Source organism: Kitasatospora sp. NPDC097605 (assembly GCF_040302725.1).
GTDB lineage: Bacteria > Actinomycetota > Actinomycetes > Streptomycetales > Streptomycetaceae > Kitasatospora.
Genome location: NZ_JBEOSF010000001.1, coordinates 235170 through 251465 on the forward strand (window position 1 = coordinate 235170; position 16296 = coordinate 251465).

At 74.9% G+C, this 16296-nt stretch carries 16 protein-coding genes; 10 read left to right on the plus strand and 6 right to left on the minus strand.

Annotation, left to right across the window (positions count from 1 at the left end; genetic code table 11):
- Nucleotides 1-496: 496 nt before the first annotated feature.
- The 5 genes from ABTX81_RS01055 to ABTX81_RS01075 all read left to right on the plus strand — a co-directional run bounded on the left by ABTX81_RS01055 (nucleotide 497) and on the right by ABTX81_RS01075 (nucleotide 5459).
- Nucleotides 497-574 (plus strand): tryptorubin family RiPP precursor, encoded by a 78-nt coding sequence (locus tag ABTX81_RS01055; RefSeq protein WP_350540985.1) that lies wholly within the window; start codon nucleotides 497-499, stop codon nucleotides 572-574.
- A 123-nt stretch (nucleotides 575-697) separates the two neighbouring features.
- Nucleotides 698-1744 carry a cytochrome P450 gene (locus ABTX81_RS01060; protein ID WP_350540789.1) on the plus strand — a complete coding sequence of 349 codons (1047 nt, stop codon included), beginning with the start codon at nucleotides 698-700 and terminating at the stop codon, nucleotides 1742-1744.
- 90 nt (nucleotides 1745-1834) lie between these two features.
- On the plus strand, nucleotides 1835-2815 hold the full coding sequence (locus ABTX81_RS01065) for a glutaminase (protein ID WP_350540790.1): 981 nt from the start codon (nucleotides 1835-1837) through the stop codon (nucleotides 2813-2815).
- Nucleotides 2816-3019: 204 nt separating this feature from the next.
- Complete coding sequence (locus tag ABTX81_RS01070; RefSeq protein ID WP_350540791.1) at nucleotides 3020-4090, plus strand: phosphatidylinositol-specific phospholipase C domain-containing protein; 1071 nt, start codon at nucleotides 3020-3022, stop codon at nucleotides 4088-4090.
- A 163-nt stretch (nucleotides 4091-4253) separates the two neighbouring features.
- The gene (locus ABTX81_RS01075) at nucleotides 4254-5459 is read left to right on the plus strand and encodes a scabin-related ADP-ribosyltransferase (RefSeq protein ID WP_350540792.1); all 1206 of its coding nucleotides are present in this window, start codon (nucleotides 4254-4256) and stop codon (nucleotides 5457-5459) included.
- A 59-nt stretch (nucleotides 5460-5518) separates the two neighbouring features.
- Here the strand turns inward: ABTX81_RS01075 and ABTX81_RS01080 are convergent, their stop codons facing one another.
- A complete protein-coding gene (locus tag ABTX81_RS01080; protein WP_350540793.1) occupies nucleotides 5519-6529 on the minus strand; it encodes a GlxA family transcriptional regulator in 1011 nt (336 codons plus the stop codon).
- 160 nt (nucleotides 6530-6689) lie between these two features.
- Here ABTX81_RS01080 and ABTX81_RS01085 point away from each other — a divergent pair, with 160 nt between their 5' ends.
- The 3 genes from ABTX81_RS01085 (at nucleotide 6690) to ABTX81_RS01095 (ending at nucleotide 9623) form a co-directional block, all read left to right on the plus strand.
- Complete coding sequence (locus tag ABTX81_RS01085; RefSeq protein ID WP_350540794.1) at nucleotides 6690-7517, plus strand: S1 family peptidase; 828 nt, start codon at nucleotides 6690-6692, stop codon at nucleotides 7515-7517.
- Nucleotides 7518-7637: 120 nt separating this feature from the next.
- Complete coding sequence (locus tag ABTX81_RS01090) at nucleotides 7638-8603, plus strand: GlxA family transcriptional regulator (protein ID WP_350540795.1); 966 nt, start codon at nucleotides 7638-7640, stop codon at nucleotides 8601-8603.
- 81 nt (nucleotides 8604-8684) lie between these two features.
- Entirely contained in the window at nucleotides 8685-9623 is a 939-nt protein-coding gene (locus ABTX81_RS01095) for a phosphotransferase family protein (RefSeq protein WP_350540796.1), read from the plus strand.
- Between the two features lie 14 nt (nucleotides 9624-9637).
- Here ABTX81_RS01095 and ABTX81_RS01100 read toward each other — a convergent pair whose 3' ends face one another.
- A complete protein-coding gene (locus ABTX81_RS01100; protein ID WP_350540797.1) occupies nucleotides 9638-10204 on the minus strand; it encodes a GNAT family N-acetyltransferase in 567 nt (188 codons plus the stop codon).
- A gap of 62 nt (nucleotides 10205-10266) precedes the next feature.
- Here ABTX81_RS01100 and ABTX81_RS01105 point away from each other — a divergent pair, with 62 nt between their 5' ends.
- Nucleotides 10267-11304, plus strand: coding sequence for an LLM class flavin-dependent oxidoreductase (locus ABTX81_RS01105; protein WP_350540798.1), 1038 nt, complete (start codon nucleotides 10267-10269; stop codon nucleotides 11302-11304).
- 33 nt (nucleotides 11305-11337) lie between these two features.
- Here ABTX81_RS01105 and ABTX81_RS01110 read toward each other — a convergent pair whose 3' ends face one another.
- Entirely contained in the window at nucleotides 11338-11904 is a 567-nt protein-coding gene (locus ABTX81_RS01110) for a CGNR zinc finger domain-containing protein (protein WP_350540799.1), read from the minus strand.
- Between the two features lie 81 nt (nucleotides 11905-11985).
- Between ABTX81_RS01110 and ABTX81_RS01115 the strand changes: the two genes are divergently transcribed.
- Entirely contained in the window at nucleotides 11986-13569 is a 1584-nt protein-coding gene (locus ABTX81_RS01115; protein ID WP_350540800.1) for an FAD-dependent monooxygenase, read from the plus strand.
- Nucleotides 13570-13623: 54 nt separating this feature from the next.
- On the opposite strand, the gene ABTX81_RS01120 is transcribed toward ABTX81_RS01115, so the two are convergent.
- Genes ABTX81_RS01120 through ABTX81_RS01130 form a run of 3 tightly spaced genes read right to left on the minus strand, consistent with a single transcriptional unit; the run spans nucleotide 13624 to nucleotide 16288 of the window.
- Nucleotides 13624-14589 carry a hypothetical protein gene (locus tag ABTX81_RS01120; protein ID WP_350540801.1) on the minus strand — a complete coding sequence of 322 codons (966 nt, stop codon included), beginning with the start codon at nucleotides 14587-14589 and terminating at the stop codon, nucleotides 13624-13626.
- Nucleotides 14586-15473, minus strand: coding sequence for a hypothetical protein (locus ABTX81_RS01125; protein WP_350540802.1), 888 nt, complete (start codon nucleotides 15471-15473; stop codon nucleotides 14586-14588). The genes ABTX81_RS01120 and ABTX81_RS01125 overlap by 4 nt, the downstream gene beginning before the upstream one ends.
- Nucleotides 15470-16288: a hypothetical protein gene (locus ABTX81_RS01130; RefSeq protein ID WP_350540803.1), complete on the minus strand. Its 819-nt coding sequence runs from the start codon at nucleotides 16286-16288 to the stop codon at nucleotides 15470-15472. The genes ABTX81_RS01125 and ABTX81_RS01130 overlap by 4 nt, the downstream gene beginning before the upstream one ends.
- Nucleotides 16289-16296 lie beyond the last annotated feature (8 nt).

Genomic DNA, 16296 nt, shown 5'->3' on the forward strand with positions numbered 1-16296 from the left:
GAGTGCTTGGCGGCCGGTCGGCCGTTCCGCTGCGGAGCACAGGGTAGCGGCGTCGCCACGGGGAACGGGCGTCCGGGTGCCAAGTCGCGGTAACGATCCGTCAAAGATGCGCGGACCGGGGCACGAAACGGAAGGGGCAGCCGGGCTGCCCCAAGGGGCAGACCGAACGTTCCGTCGGTGCTGGTCCGCCCCCGCCCGGCCCGCTGAGCGGAACGCCCCGTTCATCTTCGCGCCATCTGCCGACCGGGCGCTGACCAGCAATGTCGCGCTCGCGTCAAGATGGCCGGGCCGCCCGAGGGGGCGTCAAACCTGCCGGGCGGCCGGTCTTCCGGGTGAGCTGCGTCACTTGACCGTCTTTTCGGGCTGGGATTCACTTTTTCCCGGCGGCACGGAATGCGAATCACGGAATTCCGTCGGGCCCACCCCGGAGTCCGCGGATCGCGGGCCGTCCGCCGAAGAGTGGTCATCGTTCCCCTTTTGAGATGGAGGTGCTGTCATGAAGCTCGTTCACTTCGTGAAGAAGGTCATGCCGGAGAAGAGCCTGAAGGCCTACGCCTGGTACGGCTGGATCTAAGTCCCGGCGGTTCTTCCGCTGTCGGACGCGTGCCCGGCGAGCGCGGGTGCCACCTGCACTCGCCGGGCACGGGCCGCTCCTCGCGAGCCGGCCGCCCACAGCCGCTCACCCTTGGAGTCACGGATGGCTATGTCCAGCACCGGCCGGAGCACCCGCGTCACCCTCTTCGCGCCGCGGATCGAGGAGCTCCTGCGCAGGTACCGAGGTCAGGACCTGTTCCGCCTGGAGGCGGACACCGTCGGGGTCGCCGGCGTCGACCTCATGGACGGACTGCTGCGCAGCAGGCCGGCCAACGCGGAGGAGCGTCCGACCTTCAAACCCGTGCAGGGACGGCAGGTCACCCGGGCGGACGCGGCCGCGCTCATGCAGGCCGTCTCCGCCGACGTCCGGGCCGCGCTGAAGAAGCCGCTGGGCGAGCGGACCGACCTCGCCGGGAAATGGCCGCACACCCCGCACGTGTATCTCCGGGACCTCGTCTTCGGCCGGGAGAGTTTCCGATTCCGGGTGCTCGTGGACCGCCGGCTGGAACTCACCCCGAAATTGACCTGGATGGCCGTCGCGGCCGGCACGGCGATGCTCGGAAAACCGGGCACCGAAATCCCGCTGTCGAATCTGGCGGCCCGGGTGCTGGACGCCGAGACGTACGACGACCGTCGCTACGCGATGTACCTCTACCGGCGGGTGGCGGCGCCGATCTGCTTCACCGTGGCGGCCCTGGTGACCAACGCGGTCTGGCTGGGAGCGCCCTTCGACGACGACGTGCCCAACCGGGACGTGCTGCTGGAGGCGTTGCGCCTGCTGCCGCCGTCCTGGAACATCCTGCGGGTCGCCTCCCCGGAGTTCGGCGAGGTCGACGGCCGGATCGGCGGCCGGGACGACATCCTGATGCTGCCGCTGCTGAGCCACCGCGACCCCCGGCTCTGGGACGACCCGGAGGCCTTCCGCCCGGAGCGCTGGAAGGACCTCGATCCCGACACCCAGCCCGGCTACCTGCCGTTCGGGCACGCCAACGAGCGCTGCTGGGGCCGCCACATGGTGATGCCGCTGGCCGAGCGGATCCTCGACATCGTCCGGCGCGAGGGCCTGGTGGTGAGCCCGGAGCAGCGGGTCGGCCGGGTGGAGCTCGACGGCCTGCTGGAGGTCTCGGGCGTGCGCATGGTCCGCCGCTGAGGGGCCGTGGGGCGGTGGCGGGGTGCCGCCCGACACCCCGGCCGCACCCCCGCCCGCGGCCCGCCGGCCCGCGGCGACGACAATGGCGCGGTGAACGACGCGAACGGCATGAGCAGCACGAACAGCGCGAGCAGCACGGACGGCCTGTACGAGACCGACGAGGACCTCCGGGCCCTGGTGCGCGATGCCATGGCGGCCGCCGTGCGCTCGCCGCTGCGCGGCCGGGTCGCCGACTACATCCCGGCCCTCGCCGAGGCCGACCCGGCCGCGTTCGGCATGGCGATCGCCACCGTGGACGGCCGGGTGTTCGGCGCCGGGGACTGGCGGCAGCCGTTCTCCGTCCAGTCGGTGTCGAAGCTGTTCACCCTCGCCCTGGCGCTCGCCGAGGGCGGCGACGTCCTGTGGACCGGCGTCGGCCGCGAGCCGTCCGGCAACCCGTTCAACTCACTGGTCCAGCTGGAGTCCGAGCACGGCATCCCGCGCAACCCCTTCATCAACGCCGGCGCCCTCGTGGTGACCGACCGCCTGCTGGACCTCACCGGCGACGCGGCCGGTGCCGTCCTGGACCTGCTGCGCGCGGAGTCCGGCGACCCGAACGTCGACGTGAACCGCGCGGTGGCCGCCTCCGAGGCCGAGCACGGCCACCGCAACGCCGCCATGGCGCACTTCATGGCGAGCTACGGCAACCTGCGCAATCCGGTCGAGGACGTCCTCGCCCACTACTACGCGCACTGCGCGATCGAGGCCGACTGCCGCGACCTGGCGCTGGCCGGCCTCTTCCTCGCCCGGCACGGCGTGCGGGTCGACGGCTCGCGCCTGCTGTCGCGCAGCGAGGCCAAGCGGATCAACGCCGTGCTGCTCACCTGCGGCACCTACGACGCGGCCGGCGAGTTCGCCTACCGGGTGGGCCTGCCCGGCAAGAGCGGCGTCGGCGGCGGCGTCCTCGCGGTCCTGCCCGGCCGGGGCGCGGTCTGCACCTGGAGCCCCGGCCTGGACGCGGCGGGCAACTCGGTGCTCGGCGTCGCGGCTCTGGACGCCCTGACGACGGCCACCGGCTGGTCCGTGTTCTGACGGCGGCAGGGCCGCGGCGGCTGCGGAGACGACCGGTGGCCGACGACGACGGTTCCGGCTGGTGACGGTCCGGAAGCTGACGGTCACGAAGTTGTTATGTCCTCTTCACCGCGTCGACGACCGGCCGGGTCATGCTCTGCACCGGCGGTAGCCACCGCCGAAGGCGCGCCGGCCAGCAGGCGCACTGACAAGGGGACTGACACCGTGACCGTCCGCCGTACCCTCATCGGCACCCTCGGCGCCGGCCTGCTCGCCGCGGCCGCCGCCGTCCTGCCCGTCGGCAGCAGCGCGCAGGCCGCCGCCGGCACCGCCCCGGGCGAGCTTCCGTTCTCCTCCGCGACCACCGTCGGCCTGCACAACACCTACGACCCGGCCGCCTTCGGCTACCTCGCCCAGGGCCTGGACACCGGCACCGGCATGATCGAGCTGGACGCCTGGCCGAACGCCATCACCAAGGAGTGGAAGGTCAGCCACTCCAACCCGCTGGGCAACTCCAACAACTGCGTCAGCGCCACCACGCCTGCCCAGCTCTACTCCGGCAGCGGCAACAAGAACCTGGAGAGCTGCCTGGACGACGTGCGGATCTGGCTCGGCGCCCACCCCGGCGCCGGCCCGCTGGTGATCAAGCTGGAGCTCAAGCCGGGCTTCTCCGGGAACCTCGGCATGGGCCCCGCCCAGCTCGACGCGCTGATCGCCGCCCACCTCGGCTCCGCCGCGCTGCGCCCGGCCGACCTGCTCGCCAAGCCGGGCGGCGGCTCCTTCCCGACCCTCGACGACGCCGTCCGCGCCGGCAACTGGCCGACCAGGTCGGCGCTCGCGGGCCGCGCCCTGGTGTACGTCATCCCCGGCACCGTCGAGCTGGACAACCCGTTCGACACCCTGCACACCGACGTCGAGTACGGGCGCCACCTGCGCGACCTGGCCGCGGCCGGACGGATCGGCGAGGCCAGGATGTTCCCCACCGCGCTCGGCGCGGCGGCCGGCGACCCGCGCACCCGGTACGGCGAGACCTCGATCCGCCCCTGGTTCGTGGTGTTCGACGGTGACGCCGCCACCTATGTGAACGGCATCGACACCACCTGGTACGACACCAACCACTACCTGCTGACGATGACCGACGCCCACAACGTCGCCCCCGCGATCAGCAACACCGACCCCACCGCCGACCAGGCCCGCACCCGCGCCGAGCAGCTCGCCCGCGCCCACGCGACCATCGTCTCCAGCGACTGGCGCAAGCTCCCCGGCGTCCAGTCCCTGGTCCTCCCGCGCGGCTGACCCCGGAGGGCCGCCGCCGCCCGGTGCGCCGGGTGGCCCGCACGGCGGAGCCCGAAAGGAGTGTGTGCGCACCAGTCCTGATTGCCGCGGTCCGCAGGCCCACATATTCGATCCGGAGGCCGCACCACCCCCTCCGCCTCCCCGATCGAAAGGATGTCGGCGCATGCCGCGAACCACCATCCGCCGCCGCGTCGCCCGGACCACCGCGGTCCTCGTCGCGGCGGCGGCCTGGCTGCAGCTCCCCGCCCTGGCCGAGGGCGCCCAGGTACCGTCGCCCGCGGGCGAGCGCATTCTGGCCGGCGAGAACTGGTACACCCAGTGGACGAAGACCACGGCCGACCTCGGCGCACCGGTCTACGCGACGAAACCCCGGCTGTCCTGGCGTACCGACCAGGACGTGCTCTGGCGGGGTGCTGGCACGCGGGCGCCCGAGGTGATCTTCAAGGAGGGGCTCCAGCCGAGAGGCGCCAAGGACCCGGAGGAGAAGCGTCAGTACAACTGGGTCGGCCAGGTCCACAACTCGGAGACCGGTACCGTCTACTCGGGAACCTCGCGTTCGCGTCAGGTGGCGGTGGACTTCGCGGGCGCCAAGGGCTGGGTGTACGAGATCCACGCGCCGTTCGGGGTCGACCAGACGAAGTCCGGCACCTATCAGACCATGTTCGGCACCTATCACGGGGAGCAGGAGATCACCTTCCCGGGCGGCGTCAAGCCGCGGTTCATCAAGCAGGGCTGCAAGGTGGACACCGGCGTCTGCCAGGACAACCCCGGCTTCGACCCGTCGGGCGTGAGCACCATGGAGGACGTCGCCGCGGTCACGATCGACTGGAGCAAGGTGTGGCCCACCGAGGACGTCTCCGACCTGCCGTGGCAGTCGGACGGCGTGACCGCCTACGCGGTGGGGACCGGCACGCTGAACCCCTACGAGGGCGAGGACGCGTTCAGGGAAGGGCTCAAGCCGAAGGCCACCACCGACCCGTGGCTGGGGCTGTTCAAGAAGTACGTGATCGACAAGCCGCTGCCGGACTGGGAGACGGCGGCCGCCGGGGCCGCCGTTCCCGGCTTCACCAGCCAGGCGGACGCTGCGGCACTGGCGAGCATGGGCAAGAACGGCGGTTGGGTCTACACGCTCGGGGCCGCCCACGGCTTCCGCACCGACCTCCTCGACAGGCTGAGCTACAACCCCGTGCCCCCGAACCCGGTGGAGTTCGGGTACGTCGGCGGGGTGCGCGGCGGCCTCCTGCTGAAGGCCTGCTACTTCAAGCACGGCGAAACCGTCGCGGACCACTGCGTCGACAACCCGCACCCGTCCGCCGCGGCGGACGCCGATGACACCGCGCGCGACACCCGGCCCGTGCCCGTCGGCTGATCCGCCCGCAGCCGCCCGGACGGCCCGGTCCGAACCCCGGGGCCGGGACGTCCGGCCGGCTACGAGCGGGAGTCCCGGCCCGCCGCTTCCGACCCGTCCTCCGGCCAGGTCAGCGAGTCCACCAGCGACCGGAACGCCGCCCGGTAGACGCTCGGCGTGGTGCCGGTGTACCGCTGGAAATGGTGGCGGAGGTTGGCCGGTGTCCCCAGACCCGTGCGGGCGGCGATCCGCGCCACCGGCTCGTCCCCGCGCTCCAGCAGGTACTGCGCCCGCTGGATCCGCACCCGCAGCAGGTACTGCAGCGGTGGCAGACCGGTCTCCGCCCGGAACCGCCGGCTCAGCCCCCGGACGGTGAGCCCGGCGTGGGCCGCGATGTCCTCCAGGGTCAGCGGGCGGTCGAGCCGGGCCTCCAGCCAGCGGAGCGTGGGTCCGAGCCCGTCGCCGGACGCCGACGCGCCGGCGCCGCATCCTTCCCCGCCCTCCTGGTACAGGTCCAGGAACAGTTGCCGCTCCGTCTCGACGGCCACCGCCACCCCGTGGTCCAGGGTGATCAGCCGCAGGCAGAGGTCGACCCCGCCCAGCACCCCGGCGGCGGAGTGGAACGGACCGTCCGCCACCACCTCACCGTCCGGGTCCACCGCGATCCGGGGGTGACGCCGCGCGAGTTCGGCGGCGAGCCCGCGCGCGGTCGCGGCCCGGCGGCCGTCCAGCAGCCCGGTCGCCGCCAGCGTGAACGTCCCCGCGCCGAACGCCCCGACCCGGCACCCCCGCGCGGCGGCGGCCCGCAACGCCCCGAGCACCTCGGGCGGCGGAGCGTCGAGGCGCTCCGGGTCACCCGGCACCAGCACGGTGTCGCCCTCCGCCAGTCCCTCCAGGCCGTTCAGGCCCCATGGCGTCGCCAGGCCGAAGGCCGGGGGCCCGCCGGTCGACCGGAAGCCCGGCGAGGCACAGAGCCGCATCTCGTACGAGACCCGCGGGTGACAGCGGTCGGCCGTGCCGAAGGCGACCGCGGGCGTGGTGACGTGATGACCCGGCACCCCGTCGATCAGCAGGACGGCGATCACAGGCATGTCCAGAATTTAGCCCAGGACGACCTCGCCGCCGCTGTCGGCCCCGGGGCCGGGCGCGAAGGATGGGACGTACCGACGCCGCAGGTCATCGGCCCTGCGGCGGACGGTTCCCACCATCCCCGGGCGCGCCCGCGCACGCCCTCGAAGGAACGGAACAGCCATGTCCCGCACCGCCTCCCGGTCCCGCCGCGCGGCCCGCGCCGCCACCGTCGCCCTCGCCGCCGCGGCCTGTGCCGCGACCCTGACCGGACCCGCCGGGGCCATCGTCAACGGCCGGGCGGCCACCGAGCGCTACCCCTTCATGGCCTCGATCCCGATGACCGTCCCCGAGGCGGGAATCGACGACGGCGTGTGCGGCGCGACCCTGATCCACCCCCGCTGGGTGCTCACCGCCGCCCACTGCGTGGACACCTCGCTGGTGCGCCCCGACGGCATCGTGCGGATCGCCTCCGAGCGGCGCACCGGCGGCGGTACCGTGCGCGGCATCGAGCGGACCGTCACCCACCCCGGCTACACGCTGGGCGCGGCGGCCGGCGCGAACCAGGACGACCTCGCGCTCGTCCGCCTCGACCGCGCCGCGCCGCAGAAGCCGATCCCGATCGCCGACCGGGTCGGCGCTCCGGGCACGCCGACCCGGCTGCTGGGCTTCGGTACCACCGCCGACACCACGGACATCACCGAGGCGGCTTTCGCCGAGCGGCTGCGCCAGCTCGACACCCGCATCGGCGCCGTCGAGGAGTGCGCGCCGGGCCGTGCCGGTCTGACCCGGATCTGCACGGTGAGCCGGGTGCCCGGCGCGATGGCCTGCATCGGGGACTCCGGCGGCCCGCAGCTGCAGCGCGGCCGGGGCGGGCGCTGGGAGCTGGTCGGGACCACCTCAGGGGACGGCGACTCCGACCCGACCTGCTCGACCGGCCCCGGGCTCTACAGCGCCGTGCCCGCGTACGCGGACTGGATCCGGGCCACGCTCCGGGCGTACGGCGACTGACCGCTCATTCGGCCCGGCACACCGCGCACCGGCGCACCGCGCACCGGCGCACCACGCCGCCGGTGCGCCGGGCCCTCGCCCCCGTCCGCCCCCGTACCCGTCCCGGACTACGCTGCCACCATGCCCGTGATCGCCGTCCTCGCGCTCGACGGCCTGCCCGGCCATCACCTCACCACCCCCGGACTCGTCTTCGGCGCCGCCGCCCGGGAGCACCCCGGCGTCGCGTACGACGTCCGGCTCTGCGCCACGGGCGCTCCCGGCACCGTCCGGCTCGGCGCGCCCGCCCCCGTCGAGGCCCTGCTCCCGTACGGTCTCGCCGACGCCGCCGAGGCCGACGTCCTGCTGTTGCCCGCCCACCGGGACGATGGCGCCCGCCCCGCGCCCGCGCTGCTCGACACGCTCCGCGCCGCCGCCGTCCGGGGCGCCCGGATCGGCGCCTGCGGCACCGGCGTGCTGACCCTCGCCGCCACGGGCCTGCTGGACGGCCGCCGTGCGACCACCGCCTGGCGCCACACCGGGGAACTCGCCCGCCGGCACCCCCGTGTCGAGGTCGACCCCGGGGGCACGCTGGTGGCCGACGGCCCCTTCCGCACCTCCGGCGGGGTGTTCGGCGGGCTGGACGTCTGCCTGCGCCTGCTGGCCGAGGACCACGGTGAGCGGATCGCCGGCCGCACCCGCCGGGAACTGCTCAGCCCCCTGCTGGTCCACGCCGAGCGGGTCGCCGAGTCCATCGACCGCACCCTCGCCGACACCAGCGGCCTCTCCGCGACCCTGGAGTGGCTGGAGAGCAGCCTGCACCTGCCGCTCGCCCCCGCCGACATCGCCGCCCACGCGGGCGTCAGCGTCAGCAGCCTGAACCGGCGCTTCCTGGCCCGCACCGGCGTCAGCGCCCCGCGCTACCTGCTCCGCCTGCGCCTCCAGCGCGCCCGGGAGCTGCTGGAACGGACCGACGAACCGGTCGAGGCGATCGCGGCCCGCACCGGCTTCGCGTCCCCCGCCGCCCTCCGCCCGCACTTCGCGCGCCTCACCGGTACCACCCCGCGCGCCTACCGCGCCCGGCACCGCTCCGGGCGCCGGCCGCTCTGACGCCGGTGGCTCCGACGTCCGGCGCCCTGACCGGCGGAAATCCGTTTGCCACCCGGCCGTCCGCGATCTAGCGTCCCCGGCATGCTGCCCGTGGTCGAGACCGACGAACAGTGGGACACCGTCCTGCCCGATGAGACGATCATGCGTCCGGGAGCGGAGGACCTCTGCGCCCGGCTGGGGCTGCGCGGGCTCCCGCTGGAGCGCTTCGCCGGCGGCTCGCAGCCGGTGTACGCGGTCGGCGACGCCCGGGTGCTCAAGCTCTACCCCAAGGCCTCCGCCGAGGACGGTGTCACCGAGGCCCGGGTACTCGCCCACCTCGACGGACGGCTGCCGGTGCCGACGCCCGCCCTGTACGACGCCGGGGAGTACGAGAACGGCTGGCGCTACGTACTGATGTCCCGGCTGCGCGGCGCGGAACTCGCCCCGGCCTGGGCCGGGCTGACGGCCGGTGAGCGCGAGCGGATCGCCACCGGGGCCGGGGAGGCCCTGGCGGCGCTGCACGCGCTCGATCCGCGGCCGCTCGCCGATGCGCTCGGCCCCGGCGACTGGGGCGCCTTCATCGACCGGCAGCGCGCCGGCGCCGTCGGGCGCCAGCGCGAGCGCGGCCTGCGTGACGCCTGGCTGGAGCGGATCCCCGGCTTCCTGGACGCCGTCGCCCTGCCGCGCGAGCCCGAACCGGTGCTGCTGCACACCGAGTTCATGCGCCAGCACCTGCTGCTCGACCGGGCGGCCGGGCGGTTGTCCGGACTGATCGACTTCGAGCCCGCGATGATCGGCGACCCGGCCTACGACTTCGTCGGCGTCGGCGTCTTCGTCACCCGGGCCGAACCCGGGCTGATGGCGCGGTTCGCGGCGGGGTACGGGCGGGCCGTCGACCCGCGCGCGGCCCTCGCCCACACGCTGCTGCACGTCTACAGCAACCTGCCCTGGTACCTGCGGGAGGTGCCGCCGCCCCCGGGGACGGAGAGCCTGGAGGCCCTCGCCGAGCACTGGTTCGGGCTCGGCGAGGGCCTCGACTGACGGCGGCGTCCGGCTCAGGCCCTGACGGCGGCGGTGTCGGCCGGATCCGGTTCGTCGCGCCACTCCGGGGCCAGCAGTCCCAGCACCACCTCGTCCTCGAACGCCCCGTACACCCAGGCGGCCCGGCGCAGCGTGCCCTCGAGCACGAACCCCGCGCCCGTGGCGGCCTTGATCATCGGCAGGTTGTCGGCCAGCGTGTCGACCTGGAGCCGGTGCAGCCCGCGCACCGTGAACCCGTAGTGGCAGAGCAGCCGCACGATGTCGCCGGCCAGCCCGCGCCCGCGGAACCCGGGCCGCAGCGCCAGGCCGAGATGCCCGCGCCGCTGGTGGGCGTCGATGCCCCAGAGCAGCGCCTCCCCGGCCAGCTCGCCCGACGCGATGTCCACCACGGAGAAGAAGGCGACCGTGTCGTCGCCCGGCCCCACGACGAACGGGGACTCCGGGGAGTCGGGCGCGAGGGGCCGCCAGGGGCGGCTGTCGGCCCGGGAGCGGGTGACGACGTCGTCGTAGAGCTCGGTGTGGAGCACCGGGACGTCGCTGTCCTGGCGGGCCCGGAGCGCGATGCGGGAGGTCTGTAGCATGTCACATGGTTAACAGTGGCCCCCGGTACCCCGCAAGCGGATTTCCGCTCCACGGCCCGGGAATGACGATGGCGCGGTCGGCCGTTGGCACCGAGGTGACCGCCGCGCCCGCCCTCCGCCTCTCCGTCCTGGACCGCTCCCGGACCCGCCGGGGGGAGGAGCCCGCCCGGGCGCTGCGGGACACCGTCGCGTTCGCGGTGGAGGCCGAACGGCTCGGCTACCACCGGTTCTGGGTCTCCGAGCACCACGGCGTACCGGGCGTGGCGGGCTCGGCGCCGACGGTGCTGGCCGCCGCCGTGGCCGCCGCGACCTCCCGGATCCGGGTCGGCACCGGCGGGGTGATGCTCCCCAACCACCAGCCGCTCGTGGTGGCCGAGCAGTTCGGCGTCCTCGCGGCGCTGTTCCCGGGCCGGATCGACATGGGCCTGGGCCGGTCGGTGGGCTTCACCGACGGTGTGCGCCGGGCGCTGGGCCGGGAGAAGGACGCCGCGGACCGCTTCCCCGAACAGCTCGCCGAACTGCTCTCCTGGTTCGACCCCGCCGCGCGCGGCCCCGGGGGCGTGCACGCCCGCCCGGCCGAGGGTCTGGACGTCCCCGCGTTCGTGCTGGCCACCGGTGCGGGCGCGGACGTCGCCGCCGAGGCGGGGCTGCCGCTGGTGATCGCGGCAGTGCGCGGGGAGGAGGCGATGCTGGCGGCGATCGACCGCTACCGGGCGCGCTTCCGCCCCTCCGCCCGGGCCGAGCGGCCCTATGTCGTGGTCTCCGGGACGGTCGCCGTGGCGCCGACCGGGGAGCGGGCCCGCGCGCTGCTCGTCCCGGAGGCCTGGTCGAGCGCCCACGGCCGGACCCACGGGGAGTTCTCCCCGCTCGAATCCACCGAGGAGGTCCTGGCCCGGGCGATGACCCCGCGCGAGCGCGCCGCCTTCGAGCAGGCCCTCACCGGCCATCTCGCGGGGACCCCCGAGCGCGCCGTCGCCGACCTCGCGGCGCTGATGGAGCGCACCGGCGCCGACGAGTTCCTGGTGACCACCAGCACCTACGACCGGGTGGAGCTGCTGGACTCCTACCGCCTGCTCGCCGAGGCCGCCGGGCTGGTCTGAGGCGCTACCGGTGCCCGCCCGGGCCCCGCCCCGTCAGCCGTCGGTGGCCCGGTGCGCCCGGGCCCGCTGCTCCTGGGCCCGGTGTGCGGCGACCCGGACCCGGGTGGCGCAGCGCGGCGTGCAGTAGCGCTGCGGCGTGCGGCGGCCGGTGTCGACGAAGAAGCGCTCGCAGCCGGGTGCCGCGCACCGGCCCCAGGCGCACCGCCCCCGCTCGCTCAGCCAGAGGCCGAGCGCGAGGGCCGCCGTCGACAGCAGCCAGTGGGTGAGGCCGGCGGCCGGCGGCGCCTCGGTGTGCAGCGACCAGGGCCGGCCGGGCAGCCGCATCAGCCGGGGCCGGGCGGGGTAGCGGCCCAGCAGGGCGTTGATCTGCTCGGCCGCCTCGTCCGCGTCACCGGTGCCCAGCAGACGGACGAGCGGGGCGGTGGCCTCCCGGAGCTCGCGGGCGTCCGCCTCGGTGAGCCGGAACGGGGGGCCCTGATGGCGCGCCAGCAGGGCCTGGAGCTCGGCGGCGCCCACCTCGGGGTGCTGCCGCACGGTATTGGCGAGTTCGGCGACAAAGAGCAGCCCGCGCGGATTGCCGCCCTGGAGGTCTTCGGTCATGCGTCCGCCCCTTCCGGTGATGTCGACACCTCCATGGTAACGTCGAAATTAAGTTTGAGCGTTACAACCCGAGGGGGCAGTATGCGGTCACGGCCGACGACGACGTCCGTCCTGGTGGTGGGAGGAGGCCCGGTCGGCCTGACGCTCTCGCTGCTGCTCTCCGCGCACGGCGTGCGCCACCTGCTGGTCGAGGCGCACCCGGGGACCTCGCGCCACCCCAAGGCCCGGGGCGTCTCGGCGCGCTCCGCCGAGGTCTTCCGGCGGCTGGGGCTGGAAGCGGACCTGCGGCGTGCCGGACTGCCGCCCTCGCACGTCCACTTCTACCGGGGCCGCGACCTCGTCGACCCGGACTTCGTCCGCACCGGCATCACGGCCGACCCGCGACCGGGCGCCGAACGCACCCCCGCACCGGGGCTGATCTGCTCGCAGGACGCCCTGGAGGCGGTGCTGCTGCGACACGCCCGGGAGCGCGTGCCCGCCGACATCCGGTTCCACACCCGGATGCTGTCCTTCACCCAGGACGACGGGGGCGTGCACGCCGAGCTGGAGGACAGGGCAACCGGCGCCCGCCGCACGGTTCACGCCGACTGGCTGATCGGCTGCGACGGCGCCGCGAGCACCGTGCGCACCGGCGCCGGGATCGCGATGGAGGGCCCGAGCGGCCTCGGCCACTTCCTCAGCATCCGCTTCGAGGCCCCGCTCGGCGAGGTCGTGGCCGACCGTGCCAGCGCCTCCTACTTCCTCACCGCCCCGGGCCGCGGCGGCTTCCTGGCGGTGGACAACGACCGCCACTGGGTCTACCAGCACCCCTACGACCCCGCGCACGACGACCTCGCCGCGCTCCTGGCCGACCACCGGGCGCTCGCCCGCCTGGTCCGTGACGCCGCCGGCCTGCCGGCGCTCGACGTCACCGTCCGCGACACCATGACCTGGCGGATGGACGCCCGCCTCGCCGCCGCCTACCGCCGCTCCCGGGCGCTGCTCGCGGGCGACGCCGCCCACGTGGTGCCACCGACCGGCGGCCACGGCATGAACACCGGCATCGGCGACGCCGACAACCTCGCCTGGAAGCTGGCCGCCGTGCTCGACGGCCGCGCCGGCGAGCGGCTGCTCGACACCTACCAGGACGAACGCCGCCCCCTCGCCCGCCAGGTCATCGACCTCTCGCTGGCCAACGCCCGGGCCCGCACCGGCTACCGGATCGACGACGAACTGCTGCTCACCGCCGCGTACCGCTCGACCGCCGTCCTGGCCGAACCCGGCGCCCTCGACCGCGCGCCGCTGGACCCGGCCTGCGAGCACTGGGACGCCGTCCCCGGCGGCCGCCTCCCGCACCTGAGCCTGCCCGGAACCCCCGGCGCGGCCTCCACCCTGGACCTCGTGGGCCCCGGCTTCACCCTCCTCACACCCGCCCCCGACGCCGCCTGGCAGCACCAGGCCGACACCGCCGCGGCGGCCGGACACCCCGTCACCCCGCGCGCCGTGCCGCTCGACGAGCCCCGCTGGACGCAGTTCTCCGGCCTCCCCGCGACCGGAGCCCTGCTGGTCCGCCCGGACGGCCACCTGGCCTGGCGCGCCGCGCACCCGCCCACCGAGGACACCGGCCTGCTCGGCCTGCTGCGCCGCGTCCTGTCGGCGGACGGGGCCGCGCCGCCCCGGCCGTGACGTCCGCCCGGCGGGCCCCACCGTCGGGCGGACCCAGGGGCCCCGCCCGCGGCCTCAGCCCAGCAGGTCCGACTGGAGCGTCACCACCTGCCGGAACGCGGCGGCGGCGACGCCCTTGGGGTTGGTCATGGTGACGACGCCCACGAGGTCGCCCGCGGACAGGTACGCCAGCCGGGCGGTCGGCGTGTCGCCGGGCCCGGAGGCCCGGGTCGCCACGGTGACGCCGTAGACCTCGTCCCAGTCCGGGGGCGTCTTGGACCCGAAGGTCGCGACGTCCTTCGGGCCCTCGCCGTCGCGCAGCTCGGTGAAGACGGACCAGGCCTCGCTGGAGGAACCGAACGAGAGCAGGCGGATCTGGGTGCGAGTGCCGTCGGAGGCCGTCCACTCGCGGACGGTGGCGGCCCGGCAGGCGTACTGCAGCAGCAGGGCCCGGACCTCGGCCTGCTCCTTCTGGTCGGCGGCGAAGGTGTTGCAGTCGACCAGATCGGCGCCGGCGCCGGGGCCGGCGGGCACAGCCGTGGGGGAGCCCGAGGACGTGGCCGACTCGGTCGTGCCCGCACTCGCGCTCGCGGTCGCGCCCGGGGTCCCGCCGGCGGTCACGGACGGCACCGGGTACTCCGCCGGGACGAGCGAGCCGCCCGCCTCCTCGGGCACCGGCAGGAGCAGCCGCCGCAGGTCCGCCGCGTGCCGGCTCCTCTCCTCCCTCGGGACGGCCTTGCCGGACGGCAGCGGCGGCAGCACCAGCGCGGGGAAGGTGTAGCGGCCGTCGCTCCTGGTGGCCAGTCCCGGGAGATCGGTGCGCTCCGCCGCGGTGACGGCGAGCGCGCTCCCCGTCCCGGCCAGCGCGCACACCACGGCGGCGGCGCCCCACCGCAGCGCGGCCTTGCGGCGGCGGCCGCGCCGCGCGGCGCGCTCCTCGTCCGTGAGCGGCACGACCGGGGGAACGTCGGTGACCGCCGCGGGGGCGTCCGGGAGTGCCGGACCGTCCGGCACGGCGGGGGTGTCGCTGTTGGCGGTCATATGGAGGCTCCCGGGCGGGCGAGGCGGTCGAGCTGCTGGGTCAGGAGGGCGACGATCTTGTCCTTGGGCAGCGGCGCCACGCCCTCGGCGCTCAGCACCACCAGGAGGTCGCCCTCGGCGGCCGAGCACTCCATCCGGTCGATCGGTGCCGACGGCGGCGCGGGCATCAGGTAGCAGTGCGCCTCGGGGTGGCCCGGGACGGTCGGGCCGAGGCGGAAGAGCCCGGTGTCGCCGGTGAACACGGCGGTGTACTCGTTCATCTTCTGCACCTCCTGCTGGTTGAACTGGTGCAGCTTGATCCCGACGACGAGGTCGCCCAGGCGGCTCTTGTAGGTGCGCACACCGGCGGCCTTGATGTGCAGGTCCTTGAAGTACTGGCGGAGCTTGTCCTGCTGCTCCTTGGGGACGTGCCCGAGGTCGTCGTCGAACGTGGCGGCCAGCTGGTCGGCCGTCAGCTCGGTGTCGTTGCCCTCGGGGCCGTCGTCCGGCCCGAGCCCGAAGTCGCCCGGGACCGGCAGCAGCAGGTCGCGGAGGGACCCGAAGTGGTTGCCGTTGGGCTTCGCGCCGAACGGGGTGGGCGTCGCCGTCGGGGCGGGCGCCGCGCTGGAGGGCGCGGCGGCCGCGGTGGGCGCCGGATCGTCGTACCGCACCTCGATGATGCCGACGCCGATGACCACGCCGACCAGGGCCGCCGCCACCGTCGCGCCGCCGGCGCGCGCGACGCGGCGGGACGTGGTGGAAGCCGCCGGGGCGGCGGCACCGGCCGGCGCCGCAGCTTCGGGGAGGGCGAGCCCGCCGGCCTCGGGCCCGGCGGCGGGGCCGCTGACGACGGGTCCGGCCTGCGGCTCGGGGGCCACCGGATCGGTCACGCTGCTGTCGGTCATACCAGCCGCTCCCACTGCTTCTTGGCGAGGTCCTTCACGACCTCGGGGTCCACCGGACGCGTCCCGAACACCTTGATCTCCATCAGCACGGTGCCGCGCTGGGCGTAGGCGACGCCGAGGTAGAACTTCTCGGTGGTCTCGGCCCAGTACGAGGGCTCGTCGTCGACCATGTAGCCGCCGTTGGCCTCGTCGGCGAACGGCTTCAGCGCGGCCTTGATGAACGTGGTCCGGTCGGCCTCGTCGGCGAAGTCGGCCGAGTACTGGACCAGCGAGACCCGGACCAGCAGATCGCTCTGCTTCCAGTCGACCTCGACGGCTCGCCGGAAGCCGGTCTCGTTGAGGTTCTTGAACGCGTTGACGGTGTTCCCGCTCTGCTCGGCGCGCTCGCCGACGGTGATCCAGCTCGGCGTCTCCGGGTAGTCGTCCCACGGCTTGCTGCCGCTCGGGGCGGTGATCAGCAGCTTCCGCAGGTCACCGTCGATGGCGAGCGGCGTGGGCGCGGACGCGGCGGCGACGGCCGGGTCCAGCACCTCGGAGGGGTACGTCGGCAGCGCCACCTGGATCGGCGGCAGCGGCGTCGGGGGCCGGCCGGCCTGGACGGCGTAGCCGATGCCGCCGCCGGCCGCGGTTCCGAGCACCAGCCCGGAGACCAGCAGCAGCACCGGACGCGGTCGGCGCGTCTTTCGGGCGGGCGCCGGCGCTGCGGCGGACTCGATGCCGGGGTCGGTGACGGGCGGTTCGGCCGGCGGGGGCGGCAGGGGCGGGGTCGACGGCGGCGCGTCGACGGGCGACGGTGCCCCGGGGTCGGTGGTCACGCGAATTC

Excerpts from the sequence above, each read along its gene's own strand:
- ABTX81_RS01055 (WP_350540985.1), top strand. The coding sequence starts at position 497 with ATGAAGCTCGTTCACTTCGTGAAGAAGGTCATGCCGGAGAAGAGCCTG.
- ABTX81_RS01060 (WP_350540789.1), top strand. The coding sequence starts at position 698 with ATGGCTATGTCCAGCACCGGCCGGAGCACCCGCGTCACCCTCTTCGCG.
- ABTX81_RS01075 (WP_350540792.1), top strand. The coding sequence starts at position 4,254 with ATGCCGCGAACCACCATCCGCCGCCGCGTCGCCCGGACCACCGCGGTC.
- ABTX81_RS01080 (WP_350540793.1), bottom strand. The coding sequence starts at position 6,529 with ATGCCTGTGATCGCCGTCCTGCTGATCGACGGGGTGCCGGGTCATCAC.
- ABTX81_RS01085 (WP_350540794.1), top strand. The coding sequence starts at position 6,690 with ATGTCCCGCACCGCCTCCCGGTCCCGCCGCGCGGCCCGCGCCGCCACC.
- ABTX81_RS01090 (WP_350540795.1), top strand. The coding sequence starts at position 7,638 with ATGCCCGTGATCGCCGTCCTCGCGCTCGACGGCCTGCCCGGCCATCAC.
- ABTX81_RS01095 (WP_350540796.1), top strand. The coding sequence starts at position 8,685 with ATGCTGCCCGTGGTCGAGACCGACGAACAGTGGGACACCGTCCTGCCC.
- ABTX81_RS01100 (WP_350540797.1), bottom strand. The coding sequence starts at position 10,204 with ATGCTACAGACCTCCCGCATCGCGCTCCGGGCCCGCCAGGACAGCGAC.
- ABTX81_RS01105 (WP_350540798.1), top strand. The coding sequence starts at position 10,267 with ATGACGATGGCGCGGTCGGCCGTTGGCACCGAGGTGACCGCCGCGCCC.
- ABTX81_RS01110 (WP_350540799.1), bottom strand. The coding sequence starts at position 11,904 with ATGACCGAAGACCTCCAGGGCGGCAATCCGCGCGGGCTGCTCTTTGTC.
- ABTX81_RS01115 (WP_350540800.1), top strand. The coding sequence starts at position 11,986 with ATGCGGTCACGGCCGACGACGACGTCCGTCCTGGTGGTGGGAGGAGGC.
- ABTX81_RS01120 (WP_350540801.1), bottom strand. The coding sequence starts at position 14,589 with ATGACCGCCAACAGCGACACCCCCGCCGTGCCGGACGGTCCGGCACTC.
- ABTX81_RS01125 (WP_350540802.1), bottom strand. The coding sequence starts at position 15,473 with ATGACCGACAGCAGCGTGACCGATCCGGTGGCCCCCGAGCCGCAGGCC.